This is a genomic window from Meridianimarinicoccus aquatilis (assembly GCF_004358675.1).
GTDB classification, from domain to species: domain Bacteria; phylum Pseudomonadota; class Alphaproteobacteria; order Rhodobacterales; family Rhodobacteraceae; genus Meridianimarinicoccus; species Meridianimarinicoccus aquatilis.
Map to the genome: position 1 here is coordinate 35,010 of NZ_SMZO01000013.1, position 14,940 is coordinate 49,949.

Consider the following 14,940-nt stretch of genomic DNA (forward strand, 5'->3'; position numbering starts at 1 on the left):
TCCTTCGCAAATCGCCGCCCGTTTGGCCATTGGATACCGGAAGTTGCGGGTCGTCAGATTGGCGCACGCACAGTGATTTGCGTCACGTCACAAACGCCGGACCGAAACGCTGCAGCGCAGGACGTGAGATAGTAATCCCACATGCGCTTGAACCTGTCGTCAAATTCCATTTTCGCCACGTCTTCCCACCGAGCGTTGAACGTGTCGGACCAGCGTCGCAGTGTTTGGCTATAGCTGTCGCCAAATTCGACAGAGCCAGCAACACTGAGGCCCACTGCTTCGACCTCGCGGCGCAAAACCGATGGGCTGGGAAGCATACCTCCCGGAAAAATGTACTTCTGAATGAAGTCCACTTGCTTGCGATAGCCTTCGAACCGGTCATCCTCAACTGTGATGATTTGCAAGGTCGCGGCCTTGCCGGGTTTGAGCCGATCGCGAAGCGCCTTGAAGTAGACTGGCCAGTAACGTTCCCCGACAGCTTCGAACATCTCGATAGACGCGATCCCGTCATATTTGCCGGTCTCATCGCGATAGTCCTGCAACTTGATATCAACCTTGTCTGACAGCCCTGCGGCGGCGACACGGGCAGTGGCGAAATCAAATTGCTCGCGGCTGATCGTAAGGCCCGTGACCTTAAGCCCCCGCTCGCGCGCCGCGTATTCCGCAAACCCGCCCCAGCCGCAGCCGATTTCCAACACGTGATCACCGGGCACAGCCCCCATTAGATCGACCATGCTGGCGTACTTCGCTGTCTGCGCCGCCTCCAGGCTTTCCTGACCGGTTTGGAAAATCGCAGACGAATAGGTCATCGTCTCATCCAGCCACAACTTATAGAAATCATTCCCCAAATCGTAATGATGCGAGATGTTCTTGCGCGCCTGACGTTTGGAATTGGACTGCAACCAAAACCGCAACCGTTCATAGGCCCGCACAAGCGCGACACCTGGATACCCGTCCAGCATGTGGTCCGCTTCATCATGTACAAGATCCATGAACGCCTGAAGATCCGGCGAGGACCACCATCCATCCATATACGCTTCGGAAAAGCCCAGATCTCCGTCTCGGAGCATTCTTGAAAAAAGATCGCCGTTATGGACTGTCACTGCAGCCACCGGGCCAGGGTCCTTCCCTTCGGCGCGAAAAACACGGCCATCCGGCAAAGTGATGTCCAACCGCCCAGCGCGAATGCTCAGGGCTTGAGCAAAGACAGATGCGAAGTAACGTGGCAGACCCTCTTGGCCTTCAGTGCTGGTCAATATTGTCATTTTTGTTTTTGTGCCTGCTGTGTTGGGGTGCCGCAGACACGCAGCAACCCTCTTGTTGGTTTCAAATCATGAATGTCGGTTTTGGTACGCGTCAAGAGCGCGCCGCCTGCCATCTTCGGCGCTCACGACCGGGTCTGGGTATGTGTCATTCGCAGACAGACCCCAACTTTGGGGGATCGCATCAAAGAACGCGCTCGCGAGTGGATCAGGGTTCGACCGGCCTTCCGCGATCCAGCGCCCCTCATACACACGATTTCGGTCAAATTTGTCCAACTGCGTTACAGGGTTGAAAACGCGAAAATACGGCGACGCGTCTGGCCCGCTGCCTGCGACCCACTGCCAGCCCATTGCATTGGATGCCGGATCCCAATCGCGCAATGTGTCGGCGAACCAATCAAGCCCAATCTTCCAATGGCTCATCAAATGTTTGCACAGATACGAGCCGACGATCATGCGGCCCCGGTTATGCATATTTCCGGTGACGTACAACTCGCGCATCGCAGCATCGACAAAACGGATGCCGGTACGTCCTTGTTGCCACGCGCGGACATGTGGGTGGCTGGCATCTTCATTCCAAGGAAAGGCATCCCACTCAGATCGCCAGTTGCGCGTTGTGATCTGCGGCGTGTGATAGGAAAGGTGATGGGCAAAATCACGCCAAACGAGTTCCTTGAGAAAGGTTTCAGCCCCGGACTTTCCTTGCCGCATCGCCTCTAGCCCGGCATGCCAACAGGTTCTTGCACTGATCTCGCCGAGCGTCAGGTTCTCGCTGAGCAAAGATGTCCCTGTCTTGCCGGGTATATCGCGTGCCTGCGCATAATCGTCCACGCCGTGCGCCATAAATGCCCCAAGCCGACCCTGCGCTGCCCGCTCGCCAATTGTAAAATGAGGGCGGACAATTTCGGCTCCCCGATGCATCGGCGCATCCAATGCCCAATCCGCAAGATCGTCACTCGCAGGCCAGTCCGACGGCGCAGGGATCGTCCCGGGCGTCGAAAGGGGCTCCGACAATTCGCGGTTCTGAACCGAACGCCAAAACGGAGTGTAGACCCGATAGAACCCACCGGTCTTGGTCTCAACTGTCCACGGGTCGAACAGGACGTGCCCAGTCTTGCGGATTACCTCTAGCCCATCTTCCTCCAGCGCGTCGCGAACCTTTTCATCCCGGTTCTTGGCATCCGGATCAACAAGCACGGACCAGACAACGCTCCGGGCACCAGTCTCGCGTGCGATTTGCCGAAGTGTGGTTAACGCATCGCCGCGCCGCAGAACCAGCCGCGACCCCCGATCTTCGAGTGCCCCGGCGAGCGCGTCGGCTCCCAGACCCATTCGCCACCGCGGCACAACACCATAGCTGTCATGGACCTCGTCCATAATGAACACGGGAATAATCGGGCCGCCACGTTCAATCGCGGCGCACAAGGCGGGGTTGTCTGCGAGCCGCATGTCGCGGCGTATCCACCAGATCGTCGGTGCGGTTTCACTCATAATTCTATTGGACAGTCCTGTTTATCAGTGATCAACCTAGTCCAAAGCGCATCGCGTCAAGCGCAAAGCGGCTGCCGATTGGCCTTTATGGTGCTATTCCGACCTGCATGACGCGCTGCCAGACGAAAGAACACTCCTAAAAGCTCTTTTTTCAGCGCAACGGGCAGCAAACCAGTCAAGCTGGCCGCATCGCCCGGTGGGCGGTTCAAACCATCGCCAAAAGGGAAAGCGTCAGCCGCTGCCAATTAGGATACCCGCCGCAAGCACCAATGCCCCGCCTAGGACAACCTGCATTGCAGCCCGAAAGAACGGTGTTTGCATATACCGGTTTTGAATCCACGCAATCGCCCACAATTCCACGAACACCACGATGCACGCGATCACGGTTGCCGTCCAGAAGTGCGGGATAAGGTAAGGCAGGGCGTGTCCCAGCCCGCCAACAGTGGTCATCACACCCGAGGCGACACCGCGTTTCCATGCTGCCCCGCGGCCCGAAAGCTGCCCGTCATCCGATGCGGCTTCGGTAAAGCCCATCGAGATACCCGCCCCGACCGACGCGGCGAGCCCGACAAGAAATGTTGTCCACGTGTCCTGCGTCGCGAACGCCGTGGCAAAGATCGGCGCCAGTGTCGAAACGGACCCGTCCATCAACCCCGCAAGGCCCGGTTGGACCCAAGTCAGCAAAAACTTGCGCTGTTCCGTTTGCGCTTCGGTATCACGGGCTTCGTCGGTCAGGTGTTCCTTCACCAACTCACCCGCCCGGGTTTCATGCCCGGCTTCGGCGGCGGCAAGATTGTTCAGCAAGGCCCGTGTGTCGGCATCGCGACTGCGTTGTGCCGCAACCTCGTAAAAGCGCTGCGCATCGCGTTCCATGATTTCGGCCTGCGCCCGCATGTCTTCAATGGACAACGTTTGCGATAGCCAGACCGGGCGGCGGTTATAATAATCCGCCACATGTTCGCGCCGGATCAACGGAATGTCATCGCCAAAACGGGTTTTGTGCAAAGCGATAAGCCGCTGCGCGTGACCCTCTTCTTCAGTGGCCATGCCATCGAAAACGGCGGCACTGGCGGGGAATTCTTCACGCAGATGGGCGGCGAAACCGCGATAGATGCGGCTATCGTCTTCTTCCGACGAAATGGCGAGAGCCAGCACTTCTTGTTCTGACAAGTCAGAGAAGTGGCGCTTGCTGGACAGAAAATGGATCATGAGAAACCTGCATTTGCTTGTTTAGAATAATTCTAAATGTGGGCAGTCGAAACTTCAAGTCTGTGCGCATCAGGCTGCAAGCCTGCTTGCAAGATGCGCCCGGCTTGCCTATCTTTACATTGTTCTTCGGAACTATGGCGATAAACGCGCTCGTAATAAGCGGCTCGGACCCGGGGGCGGTACCCGGCGGCTCCACCAACATTCCGTCATTTGCGGAAGATGGGGCCGAAATAGGATCGACGGACGTCTAAAGGAGTAGCCTTTGCTCGGTGAGGTACCACCGTTATCGGTCCGAAAAGTACAATTGCAAATGACAATCGTGCTCCGGTGGCTGTTGCTGCGTAAGCAGTAATGACATCGAAACTTAAGCCCTTGCGCCTAGCAGCGTAAGGCGGGGTTCGCAGGCACCTGGCAACAGAAGCCTGCACTTCCCTCCCCCATTCCCAATCAAATTTGAAACTCTTGTGACAAGCGGCCTGATCCATTGCCGAACAGTTGGGGCGCGTGTTCTATCGCCTTCATGACCCCTTCGGCACACTCTCTCACAGACCTGGCGCATGTCTTTGGACGTATCGGCCTGCTGTCCTTTGGCGGGCCTGCGGCGCAGATCGCCTTGATGCATCGCGAATTGGTGGAAAACCGGCGCTGGATGACAGAGGGTGAGTTCTTGCGCGCCGTGTCTTTTTGCATGCTCTTGCCCGGTCCTGAGGCGATGCAATTGGCCACCTATGCCGGGTGGCGACTGCGCGGCGTGCCCGGCGGGCTGATCGGCGGCCTGCTGTTCGTTCTCCCCGGAGCGCTGCTCATTGCCGCGCTTGCCCTGCTCTATGGCAATTACGGGACCCTTCCTGTGGTGCAGGCAGCCTTTCTTGGCGTGAAGGCCACTGTGGTTGTGATCGTTGTGCAAGCCGTGCTGTCGCTGGCCCGGCGAACGTTGATGCGCCCTGATCGTTGGACGCTTGCCGCTTTGTCTTTCGTGGCCATTTTCGCGCTGAAATGGCCGTTCCCGGTGATCATTCTGCTTGCCGGCGCCTACGGTTTCGCAACTGCAAAGGGCGGATCGCGCGCCGCACCGCCACCACTGCCCCCGTCTTGCCTGACCCGAACCGTCGTTATTTGGGGTGGGTTGTGGAGTGCGCCGATAATTGCGCTTTGGATCGCGGGTGCGCATTTTCTGACAGATTTGGCACTCTTTTTTGCCAAGCTGGCGCTTGTGACCTTCGGTGGCGCATATGCCGTACTGGCCTATATGACCCAGACCGTGGTCAGCGAAAAAGGGTGGATCGATACCGCGCAAATGATCGACGCCCTGGGTCTGGCCGAAACCACGCCCGGCCCGCTGATCCTTGTCACCCAATTTGTCGGCATGCTGGCTGGCGATGCGCAGGGTGGCCCGGTACTGGCCCTGCTGGCCGGGGTGCTTGTGCTTTGGGTCACCTTCGTGCCCTGTTTCCTCTGGATTTTCGCGGGCGCACCTTATGTGGACTGGATCGACCAAAAGCCGCGCCTGTCCGGCGCACTCTCAGCTATTACTGCGGCTGTTGTGGGTGTCATCCTAAACCTGTCGGTATGGTTCGCTGCGCATGTGTTTTTCGCTGACATCGGCACTGTGCAAATTGGCCCGCTTCGGGTGATGCGGCCTGTATTGGACAGTTTCGGCCCGGATGCAGCCGCGCTGTGCTGTGCCGCAGTTGTGATGATCTGGTGCCGCTGGCCCCTCCCGACTGTTCTGGCATGCGCGGCCGTAGCCGGCGCAGGGATCAGGTTTACCGGCCTATCATCACTTTGACGCGGCAAAGGCCCTTTTCATTCCCGCACCGCATCCGCTAGACCTAAGTCAAAGAGAGGGCGGCCCATGTCACGCAGTATCGATTACGGAAACCTGATGCACCGCGCGATGCGGACGTTGATCCAGAACGTTCTGGCGGATATCGCCCAGAATGGTCTGCCGGGCGAGCATCACTTTTTCATAACCTTCGACACGCTGCATCCCGAGGTACAACTGGCCGATTGGCTGTCTGACCGCTATCCCGAAGAAATGACAATCGTCATCCAGCACTGGTTCGACAACCTGACAGTTACGGATGAAGGCTTTGCAATCACGCTGAATTTCGGCGATCGCCCCGAACCCATGTACATCCCATATGACGCGATTCGCACGTTTGTGGATCCGTCTGTCGAATTTGGCCTGCGCTTTGAAACGCAGGAGTCAGACGATGATGACGACGACGATGGCGATGATTTTGAAGATATCGGTGCCCCCATGGCCGAAGACGTGCCCGCAAAGGGGCATGAGGGCAAGCAAGACGCCGAAATCGTCAGCCTCGACAAGTTTCGCAAGTAACTGCGGCTTCGCTGCAATTGCCCCCGGCCGCCCCGCGCCATAAACAACGGGCAAACACTTGGCTGAGAGGACAGTTCAAATGACCGCAACCCGCACCGAAACCGACAGCTTCGGCCCGCTTGAGGTTCCCACCGACAAGTACTGGGGCGCACAGACACAGCGCAGCCTGATGAACTTTCCCATCGGCTGGGAAAAACAGCCAATCGCCATCGTCCGCGCTCTTGGCGTGATCAAACAGGCCTGTGCCCAGGCCAACGTCAAACTTGGCGATCTGGATGAAGAGCGGGGCGCAGCCATCGTGCAAGCCGCCTCCGAAGTGGTTGCAGGCAAGTTCGACGACAACTTTCCGCTTGTTGTGTGGCAAACTGGGTCCGGCACCCAGTCGAACATGAACTCGAACGAAGTAATTGCAAACCGCGCGATCGAAATCTTGGGCGGCACCATCGGCAGTAAAGACCCCGTGCATCCGAACGATCACTGCAACATGGGCCAGTCGTCAAACGACACATTCCCAACCGCGATGCATGTTGCCGCCGCCATGACCGTGCGTGATGTTTTGTTGCCCGGCCTCGAAAAACTGGCAAGCGGGCTGGAGGCGAAATCCGCCGAATTCAAAGACATCATCAAGATCGGCCGCACGCACACGCAAGATGCAACGCCCCTGACCTTGGGTCAGGAATTCTCGGGGTATGCGCATCAGGTTCGTCAGGGCATCGCCCGCATCAACGCGGCACTACCCGGTATCTATGAGTTGGCACAGGGCGGCACAGCCGTTGGAACCGGTTTGAACACCAAGCCCGGCTGGGGCGAAATGGTTGCGGCCAACATGGCTGAAATCACTGATCTGCCTTTCGTGACAGCCCCAAACAAGTTTGAAGCACTGGCCGCCCACGACGCCATGGTGTTCATGTCCGGCGCCATCGCGACCGTGGCCGGCTCTTGCTACAAAATCGCAAACGACATCCGTTTCCTTGGTTCTGGTCCCCGGTCCGGTCTGGGCGAATTGATCCTGCCCGAAAACGAACCCGGTTCGTCGATCATGCCCGGCAAGGTCAACCCGACCCAAGCCGAAGCGCTGACCCAAGTCGCGGCGCATGTCATGGGCAATGATGCCGCGATCAAGTTCGCCGGAAGCCAAGGGCATTTCGAGTTGAACGTTTATAATCCGATGATGTCCTATAACTTGCTGCAATCCATGCAGCTTCTGGGCGACGCCGCAGACAGCTTCACAGAACGGATGCTGATGGGCATCAAGGCGAATGAACCGCGCATTGAAAAGCTGATGACCGAGTCGCTGATGCTGGTGACCGCGCTGGCGCCGACAATCGGCTATGACAATGCGACCAAGGTTGCCAAGACCGCGCACAAGAACGGCACGACCCTCAAGGAAGAGGCAATCGCGCTTGGCTTTGTGGACGAAGCAACCTTTGACGCGGTCGTTCGGCCCGAACAAATGATCGGCCCAAAGGCCTGATCTTGGCGGATCAGCCCATAAACCTGAACCGCGCGCGCAAGGCGCGTGCGCGGCTCGACAAAGCGCGAAAATCGAACGAAAACGCGCTAAAGTTTGGGCGAACCAAAGCGCAGAAGGCACAGGAAACGGCGGAGCGGACGCGGGTGCATACGAGTCTTGACGCCCATCGCAAAGACAATGACGAGAGCGACGCATGACCGATGCACGCCCCCGCAAACGGTCGCTCACCCTCAAGGGCCACCAAACCAGCGTCTCGCTCGAAGATGCGTTCTGGATCTCGTTTCGGGATATCGCCAATGCCCAAGGCAAGGCCGTGAACGCACTGGCCGCAGAGATAGACGCCGCGCGCGGGCTGGATTGCGGGCTTGCCTCAGCGATCCGTGTTTTCGTTCTGAACCATTATCGCGACGCCGTGGCCATAATGGACCAAGAGACGTGACCTGCGAGGTCCGGGTTGAAACGCTGGCCGGGCTTCGCTTGCCGCAGAGCTTCCCACTCCGCCGCGATCACGTCGTCGCGCAGGCCCACCAGACGGCGGACTACCTAGCGAAGTACGACCGCCGCACGCTGTTCTATGACTGCCAGTACGACACAGCGCGAGGGCAGTTTCTGATCACAGCACCAAGATTGTTGAACCTCTGGCCCGTGCTTCGCGATGGGCTTCGCATTGGGGGGCGGCCCGTGCGCGGACTGCGCCGCAAGGTATTTCCGAAGTGCGAAATCATCAGCGCAAAGGCCCCTTTGGGCCCGGTAAGCGTGGTGTTTGAAGAAAGTGATCTGACCGTCTCACCCCGGCGCTTGGACACTGCCCCGTTTAACGGCGCAAATGCCATCATCACCATGAGCAAGAACAACCCGCTGGACTGGATCGCCGATTGGGCCCGGTTCTACGTCAAGGCACACGGGCTGACTGCCGTGTTGTTCATCGACAATGGATCAGACACCTATACCCCAGCCCAACTGACCCAAACGCTGGCCGCTGTGGACGGTTTGCACCATGCCACGATCTTAAGCGCCCCATTCGCCTATGGCCCGCTCGTGTCGGGACGTGCGGCAAAGATCAAACCCAATTTCCTGAAATCCGCGATGCTGAACATGGCACGATGCGGTCCGCTTTCTCGTGCGAACGCTGTCCTGAACGTTGATATCGACGAGCTGGTACAAGGCCCGGAAGGCACATCACTGTTTGATGCCGCCCGGTCCGCATGGCACGGCACATTGAACATCGGCGGAGAGTTCGTCTTTCCTGCGCCGGGCACGTCTGGCCCGGCCCCGCAACGCGTCCATACGTTCCGCGCAATCCCGCCACGCATCTCAACACGTAAGTGGGCAGCACGGCCGACCGGAATACTCAGCAAAATGGGCTGGTTTGTGCATCAGGTCGGCGGGGAGCCATTCAGGCTGGTTCCCGAAAGCCGCGATTTTCGACTTGTGCATTGCAGCGCAGCCAACTTGAACTGGTTTCGCGGTCCGGACTCTGCCCAGACCGACACACTGCGCCCGGACGCAACACTGCACGCCATGATGGACCAGGTTTTCAATGACTGACACCAACGCAAAAGCCGTCGCGCTTCAAGGGCACGTCCTTCCATTGGATGGGCCGATTTTGCGCGACCATGTTCGGCCCGAAGACCGCCGAAGCGACCACTACCTTGAACGGTTTGATCGCACGACGTTGTACTACGACTGCGTATACTTGCCAGACCGGGGCAGCTATCTGTTTACAGCTCCAAGGTTTTTGAACTTGTGGGCACCCTTCCGCACTGGCTTGCGGATCAACAGTCAGCCCGTGAAACGTGTGCGCCGCAAACGCTGGCTCCGCTGTGAACAGGTCGAAGTCCGCGCGCCGCAAGGGGCACTCAGCCTGATTTGGCAGGGCGAGGAGTTGCCCGTCATCGCGCGCGCATCTGAGGCTGGCACCTTCGCCGGGCTCAACGCGCTTGTCGCCGTTAACAAGAATAATGCGCTGGACTGGATCGAAGACTGGGCCGCTTACTATGCGGCCGCCCATGGCGCGCAGGGGGTTGCCCTGTTTGACAACGGATCCACAGATTACACGCCGCAAGACATCGCGGCCCGCCTGAAGGCGGTGCCGGGCATGAAATCGGTGCGGGTCTTTTCCGCCCCCTACCCTTATGGCCCCAGCGACCACAGTAAAAAGCTTGAGGTCAGCCCCCGCTTTTTTCAAACCGGCATGCTGAATATCGCACGGCGCGATGCCTTTGCCCGTGCCCGCGCGGTTCTGAATGTGGATATCGATGAAATCGCCATCTCACAAAGCGGTGCAAGCGTGTTTGATGCTGCGGTATCACATCCGCTTGGCATGGTCACGATTCAGGGCAGTTGGGTCTATCCGGCCCCCGGCACCCAAGGCCCCACAGGTCAGGGCGCACACCGCTTCCGCAATACCCCGGATGACAAATGCAATCAGAAATGGTGCCAAGCTCCAAATGGTGTGTTCGGGCGACACTTCGGGTGGGCTGTACACCGAGTGGACGAAGTGTTTCAGAACCTGCTGACCCAGCAACCCGATATTCGGCTGGCGCATTGCAAAGGCACATCGACTGGCTGGAAGGCCAAGCGCTTTGACCTTCCTGCTGGCCTGTACGAAGACCCCGCTCTGACCCGCGTCATGGACAGCGGCTTTCCGCAGCGGGATTAACCCAAGAGAGCCAAGGCCGGAAACTGTTCCAGCAGCCACCAGGACAGGCGGGTAAAAGCCCCTGTCAAAAGCATTGCGCCGACCAAAACCAACAATCCGCCCATAACGCGCTCGATGGTAACCATATGCTTTTTAAGCCGGTTCATGACCGACATTGACCGGCTCATGAATATGGCGACCAGCAAGAATGGTACACCCAAACCCAGAGCATAGACACCCAACAACAGGGTTCCGCGGGCAATCGACGCCTCTGATGCTGCGATCGACAGGATTGCGCCCAGTTGCGGGCCGATGCACGGGGTCCAGCCAAACGCAAAGGCGAGCCCCAGAACATACGCGCCGAGCGCTGTGCCGCCGCGATCTCCGGCGTCAAGCCGCGCCTCGCGGTCAAGTATGGGGATGCGAAACACGTTCAGAAAATGCAGGCCAAAGACAATGACTACGACGCCGGAGATTTTTGAGAACAAAGTTTGGTTCTGTAAGAAAAACGCTCCAAAGGCCGACGCCGTGAACCCCAGAAACAGAAACACCGTGGACAGACCCATCACGAAAAACAGCGCGGGAAGAATTGCACGGCGGCGCGCACTGCTATCTTGCATATCCCCCACTGTTATCCCGCTCATATACGCCAAATACGGCGGTACAATTGGAAGAACGCAGGGCGACAGGAATGACAGCATCCCGGCGGCAAGAGCGACGATCATCGCGGGCAAAAGGGCCGCGTCTATGATTTCTATTCCGAACATTCCTGACGCGTACACCAGTGTGCGACCTTCGTCACGAAACGTGTCGTCACATTCGCGTGGCAATCATGTCAATCGCAGCCTATATCGCGGCTATGCACATTGATCTTGAAGTCGACGCCATTGGGCTGCTGTGCCCGCTTCCCGTTCTAAGGGCACGCAAACGCTTGCAAGGGCTACAAACCGGGCAGGTTCTGTGCCTGATTGCGGATGATCCCGCAGCCATTGTGGACGTACCCCATTTCTGCGCTGAAGCGGGACACACGCTTGTTTTACAACAAGAACATGGAAACGCCCGGCACTATTTCATCCGCAAGGGATAGCACCGGGCGCGATCACATGGCTTTAGCCGACCGACCACCAGCCGCGTTTTTTCGGCTTGGCTGGCTCTTCAGGCGCTGCTTCTGGCGCGGGGTCCTCAGCAACAGAGTCCGGCTCAGCGGCTGGAACAACCTCTGCAACCGTTTCGACCTCAGCCACCGCAACGGGGCTCTCTACCGGCGCTTCGGGCTCTGGTGACGCAAGTTCCTCAGCCTGAGGGGCAACTTCAGCAACCGGGGCAGCAGTCTCTTCAACAACGGCTGTCTCTGCCACAGGCTCAACAGGGTGTTCTATCTCTGCTGCTGGTTCTGCCAGGGCGTCTTGTTGCGCTTCGGCGACTGCCTGGACCACTTCGGCCACCTCAACGGCGGGGCTTGCTGGCTCAGAAGGGCTTTCTTCTGGGGCCGCCTCAGAGACGACGGAAACATCCGCTACAGGCTGCGCCTCTGGCGTGGCTTCGCCATCACTGGATGTAGGTGCGTCGCCGTTTGACGGCTGGGCAACATTTCCGTTGTCTTCGCCATTCTCCGCATCGCCACCATTTCCACCCCGCCGCCGCCGACGACGACGGCGCTTTTTCTTCGGTTTGCCTTCGTCATCGCCGCGAACCTCTTTGGGTTGCGACTCGGGCTGGGTAACCTCTGCCTCGGGCGCTTCTTCTACTTCGACGTCAATCTCTTCGGGCTCTTCATCCGGCATCTGCGACATGTCGATAGAGATGACAGGCGCGACCTTCTCGACCTTGCGTGTGGCCGTCTTGAACTTCTCAACCGAGAAATCAGGGCTGATCAGGTGCATGTCGGCCTCAACGCGGACAGCCATGCCATACCGCATCTCAAGCCGTGCGATATGCTCGCGCTTTTCGTTGATGAGGTAGTTGACGATCGCGATGGGCGCTTTGACCAGAACTTCGCCGGACCGGTTGCGCACGCCTTCCTCTTCCAACTCGCGCAGGATCGACAGGGCAAGGTTATCATCGGAGCGGACAAGCCCGGTGCCGTGGCAATGGGCGCAAGGCTTGGTCGTGGCTTCGATCATACCCGGACGCAAACGCTGCCGCGACATTTCCAGCAGACCAAAGCCCGAAATACGGCCCATTTGAATGCGCGCGCGGTCCGTCTTGAGCTTGTCTTTCAGGCGCTTCTCGACGGCGGCGTTGTTCTTGCGCTCTTCCATATCGATGAAGTCGATCACGATCAGACCAGCAAGGTCACGCAGGCGCATCTGGCGTGCGACCTCTTCGGCCGCCTCCAGGTTCGTCTTGAGCGCTGTATCTTCTATCGAGCCTTCTTTGGTCGATTTGCCCGAGTTCACGTCAACCGCCACCAGCGCTTCGGTCACGCCAATCACGATGTAACCGCCGGACCGCAGACGCACCGTTGGATTGAACATTTCGGACAGGTAGCTTTCCACCTGATAGCGCGCGAACAAAGGCTGCGTTTCCGCGTAAGGCTTCACGTTTTTTGCATGGGACGGCATGATCATTTTCATGAAGTCCTTGGCAATACGATAGCCAGCCTCGCCTTCCACGAACACTTCGTCGATGTCGCGGTTGTACAGATCACGGATCGACCGCTTGATCAGATCGCCTTCGGCATAAATCGCGGCGGGTGCCACCGATTTGAGCGTCAGTTCACGGATCTGTTCCCACAGACGTTGGAGATACTCATAGTCGCGCTTGATCTCGGCTTTGGTCCGCTTGGCCCCCGCCGTGCGCACAATAAGGCCTGCGCCGCGTGGCACATCAATCTCTGTCGCAATTTGCTTGAGCTTCTTGCGGTCCTGCACATTCGTGATCTTGCGGCTGATGCCGCCGCCGCGCGCAGTATTCGGCATCAAAACGCAGTAACGGCCAGCCAGCGACAGGTATGTCGTCAAAGCCGCGCCCTTGTTGCCACGTTCTTCCTTGACCACCTGAACCAGCATGATCTGGCGAACTTTGACCACTTCCTGAATCTTGTAGCGGCGCGGACGCGGTTTGCGCGGCGGCCGGATATCTTCGGGCGTGTCATCATCCGCAACCGACTCGATCTGGCGATCTTCGGTTTCCGCAGCCTCCTCAACGGGGGAATCTGCATCGTCAATTTCAGCGGGGCGTTCGTCGCTGTCATCCTCATCCGCAGGGCGGCTTTCGACATCCACGGCCCCGTGCACTACGGCGTCGGGACCATCATGGCGTGCAGCCATGGTCGTCGGCGGTGTGTCGTCGTCCTTCGGCGTCGTGTCGTCGTCCGACGCAGGCTCTTCCGCGACAGTCTTAGTGTCACTTGAGGGTGTTTCCGCGTCCACTTCCACCGCTGCCGCCTCAGGTGCGGGACCATCTTCAGCTTGGTCAGGCACCGCAACTTCAGCGGGCGAAGCCACATTTTCAACAGCCGGGGCTTCTACGACGACTTCGGAAACTGGAGCTTCAGCCACAACACCGGGTTCGGCCGCAGGTTCAACCTGCGTGTCCGTCTCCGGCGTTTCTACGGCAGACACCTTCGGTGTGCGCTGCGTGCCGGAATCGTTCATATCCTCGACGTGGTCGACAACCTCGGCACCTTGTGACGCATCATCACCCAGATCGACCATTTCCATGCCGGGAATGCTTGCCGGAGCAATAGCATCCGGCAGGTCATTTGAAGCGTCTTGCGGTGCATCCGCAGGAGCCGCATCCGCGTCGCGATTGCGATCTGATCTGCTGCGACGGGTCCGAGACCGGCGCGGTTTTCCGCCAGACTTCTCAGACGAGGCGTCAGACGGCTTGTCGCCCGGCTCAGCATCGTCTTCGTCTCGCTGAGACTGGTCATAGGCCAGTTCTTCGGCCATCAGTGCTTCGCGGTCAGCCACCGGGATCTGATAGTAATCGGGGTGAATTTCGCTGAACGCCAAGAACCCGTGGCGATTGCCACCATAGTCCACGAACGCCGCCTGCAGCGATGGTTCGACCCGAGTTACCTTTGCAAGATAGATGTTGCCTGCAAGTTGTCGTTTGTTTTCGGACTCAAAATCGAATTCTTCGACCTTGTTTCCATCGACGACGACAACGCGGGTTTCTTCCGCATGCGTCGCATCGATAAGCATTTTCTTAGCCATGAAGTCTCTTTGCGCCTTCGCAACCCCGGTGGTGGCCTCTCAAGGCGATAACCGGGTTGGGGGCGTCTTGTTACGGTGACGATACCAAAGGCGTCTGCCCGCGCAGGACAGAGCGGCCAATGGGCCGTTGCTGCTGCGGTGACTGTCCGTTCGGCTCTCATCACATTTTTCCCAAGGCACGTTGAAGTGCCCATAAATAATCCAGAGCGTGAATTCGCCTGGGGTGTCGTGCCCGCATTGGGGCGTCTTTCGTCTGTCGAACCGGTGGCTGGTTAATCGCGCCAAGCCGATCCAAGCAGGGAAATCTTCAGGGCAGACATGCTGCCATGTCCTGTCATTAAACCCGCCAAGGGCGA

At 58.5% G+C, this 14,940-nt stretch carries 13 protein-coding genes and 1 other RNA gene; 9 read left to right on the forward strand and 5 right to left on the reverse strand.

Going from position 1 to position 14,940, the window contains the following annotated elements; genetic code table 11:
• Positions 1 to 53: 53 nt before the first annotated feature.
• The 3 genes from E2L05_RS07710 to mbfA form a co-directional block, all read right to left on the reverse strand.
• A complete protein-coding gene (locus E2L05_RS07710; protein WP_133342342.1) occupies positions 54 to 1,265 on the reverse strand; it encodes an SAM-dependent methyltransferase in 1,212 nt (403 codons plus the stop codon).
• 66 nt (positions 1,266 to 1,331) lie between these two features.
• On the reverse strand, positions 1,332 to 2,753 hold the full coding sequence (locus E2L05_RS07715; RefSeq protein WP_133342343.1) for a cryptochrome/photolyase family protein: 1,422 nt from the start codon (positions 2,751 to 2,753) through the stop codon (positions 1,332 to 1,334).
• 231 nt (positions 2,754 to 2,984) lie between these two features.
• On the reverse strand, positions 2,985 to 3,962 hold the full coding sequence (mbfA, locus tag E2L05_RS07720; RefSeq protein ID WP_133342344.1) for an iron exporter MbfA: 978 nt from the start codon (positions 3,960 to 3,962) through the stop codon (positions 2,985 to 2,987).
• 82 nt (positions 3,963 to 4,044) lie between these two features.
• Here mbfA and ssrA point away from each other — a divergent pair.
• The 8 genes from ssrA (at position 4,045) to E2L05_RS07760 (ending at position 10,442) form a co-directional block, all read left to right on the forward strand.
• Positions 4,045 to 4,391, forward strand: a transfer-messenger RNA (tmRNA) gene (gene ssrA / locus E2L05_RS07725).
• A gap of 91 nt (positions 4,392 to 4,482) precedes the next feature.
• Positions 4,483 to 5,751, forward strand: coding sequence for a chromate efflux transporter (chrA, locus tag E2L05_RS07730; protein WP_133342394.1), 1,269 nt, complete (start codon positions 4,483 to 4,485; stop codon positions 5,749 to 5,751).
• Positions 5,752 to 5,817: 66 nt separating this feature from the next.
• Entirely contained in the window at positions 5,818 to 6,306 is a 489-nt protein-coding gene (locus E2L05_RS07735; protein WP_133342345.1) for an SspB family protein, read from the forward strand.
• Between the two features lie 79 nt (positions 6,307 to 6,385).
• Complete coding sequence (fumC, locus tag E2L05_RS07740; protein WP_133342346.1) at positions 6,386 to 7,780, forward strand: class II fumarate hydratase; 1,395 nt, start codon at positions 6,386 to 6,388, stop codon at positions 7,778 to 7,780.
• A gap of 2 nt (positions 7,781 to 7,782) precedes the next feature.
• Complete coding sequence (locus E2L05_RS07745; RefSeq protein ID WP_133342347.1) at positions 7,783 to 7,977, forward strand: DUF4169 family protein; 195 nt, start codon at positions 7,783 to 7,785, stop codon at positions 7,975 to 7,977.
• Complete coding sequence (locus tag E2L05_RS07750; RefSeq protein ID WP_133342348.1) at positions 7,974 to 8,219, forward strand: ribbon-helix-helix domain-containing protein; 246 nt, start codon at positions 7,974 to 7,976, stop codon at positions 8,217 to 8,219. Before E2L05_RS07745 ends, E2L05_RS07750 begins: the two co-directional genes overlap by 4 nt.
• A complete protein-coding gene (locus E2L05_RS07755) occupies positions 8,216 to 9,328 on the forward strand; it encodes a hypothetical protein (RefSeq protein WP_133342349.1) in 1,113 nt (370 codons plus the stop codon). The genes E2L05_RS07750 and E2L05_RS07755 overlap by 4 nt, the downstream gene beginning before the upstream one ends.
• Positions 9,321 to 10,442, forward strand: a complete 1,122-nt coding sequence (locus E2L05_RS07760; protein WP_133342350.1) for a hypothetical protein — start codon at positions 9,321 to 9,323, stop codon at positions 10,440 to 10,442. Before E2L05_RS07755 ends, E2L05_RS07760 begins: the two co-directional genes overlap by 8 nt.
• Here the strand turns inward: E2L05_RS07760 and E2L05_RS07765 are convergent.
• On the reverse strand, positions 10,439 to 11,188 hold the full coding sequence (locus tag E2L05_RS07765; RefSeq protein ID WP_133342351.1) for a cytochrome c biogenesis CcdA family protein: 750 nt from the start codon (positions 11,186 to 11,188) through the stop codon (positions 10,439 to 10,441). The two genes, E2L05_RS07760 and E2L05_RS07765, sit on opposite strands and share 4 nt — an antisense overlap.
• A gap of 65 nt (positions 11,189 to 11,253) precedes the next feature.
• Between E2L05_RS07765 and E2L05_RS07770 the strand changes: the two genes are divergently transcribed.
• Positions 11,254 to 11,508: a sulfurtransferase TusA family protein gene (locus E2L05_RS07770; protein WP_394346540.1), complete on the forward strand. Its 255-nt coding sequence runs from the start codon at positions 11,254 to 11,256 to the stop codon at positions 11,506 to 11,508.
• A 22-nt stretch (positions 11,509 to 11,530) separates the two neighbouring features.
• On the opposite strand, the gene E2L05_RS07775 is transcribed toward E2L05_RS07770, so the two are convergent.
• A complete protein-coding gene (locus E2L05_RS07775; RefSeq protein ID WP_133342352.1) occupies positions 11,531 to 14,584 on the reverse strand; it encodes an Rne/Rng family ribonuclease in 3,054 nt (1,017 codons plus the stop codon).
• Between the last annotated feature and the right edge of the window lie 356 nt (positions 14,585 to 14,940).

Bases quoted from the DNA above. Each gene is read 5' to 3' on its own strand.
- E2L05_RS07710 (WP_133342342.1), bottom strand. From the start codon at position 1,265: ATGACAATATTGACCAGCACTGAAGGCCAAGAGGGTCTGCCACGTTAC.
- E2L05_RS07715 (WP_133342343.1), bottom strand. From the start codon at position 2,753: ATGAGTGAAACCGCACCGACGATCTGGTGGATACGCCGCGACATGCGG.
- mbfA (WP_133342344.1), bottom strand. From the start codon at position 3,962: ATGATCCATTTTCTGTCCAGCAAGCGCCACTTCTCTGACTTGTCAGAA.
- chrA (WP_133342394.1), top strand. From the start codon at position 4,483: ATGACCCCTTCGGCACACTCTCTCACAGACCTGGCGCATGTCTTTGGA.
- E2L05_RS07735 (WP_133342345.1), top strand. From the start codon at position 5,818: ATGTCACGCAGTATCGATTACGGAAACCTGATGCACCGCGCGATGCGG.
- fumC (WP_133342346.1), top strand. From the start codon at position 6,386: ATGACCGCAACCCGCACCGAAACCGACAGCTTCGGCCCGCTTGAGGTT.
- E2L05_RS07750 (WP_133342348.1), top strand. From the start codon at position 7,974: ATGACCGATGCACGCCCCCGCAAACGGTCGCTCACCCTCAAGGGCCAC.
- E2L05_RS07760 (WP_133342350.1), top strand. From the start codon at position 9,321: ATGACTGACACCAACGCAAAAGCCGTCGCGCTTCAAGGGCACGTCCTT.
- E2L05_RS07765 (WP_133342351.1), bottom strand. From the start codon at position 11,188: ATGTTCGGAATAGAAATCATAGACGCGGCCCTTTTGCCCGCGATGATC.
- E2L05_RS07770 (WP_394346540.1), top strand. From the start codon at position 11,254: ATGTCAATCGCAGCCTATATCGCGGCTATGCACATTGATCTTGAAGTC.
- E2L05_RS07775 (WP_133342352.1), bottom strand. From the start codon at position 14,584: ATGGCTAAGAAAATGCTTATCGATGCGACGCATGCGGAAGAAACCCGC.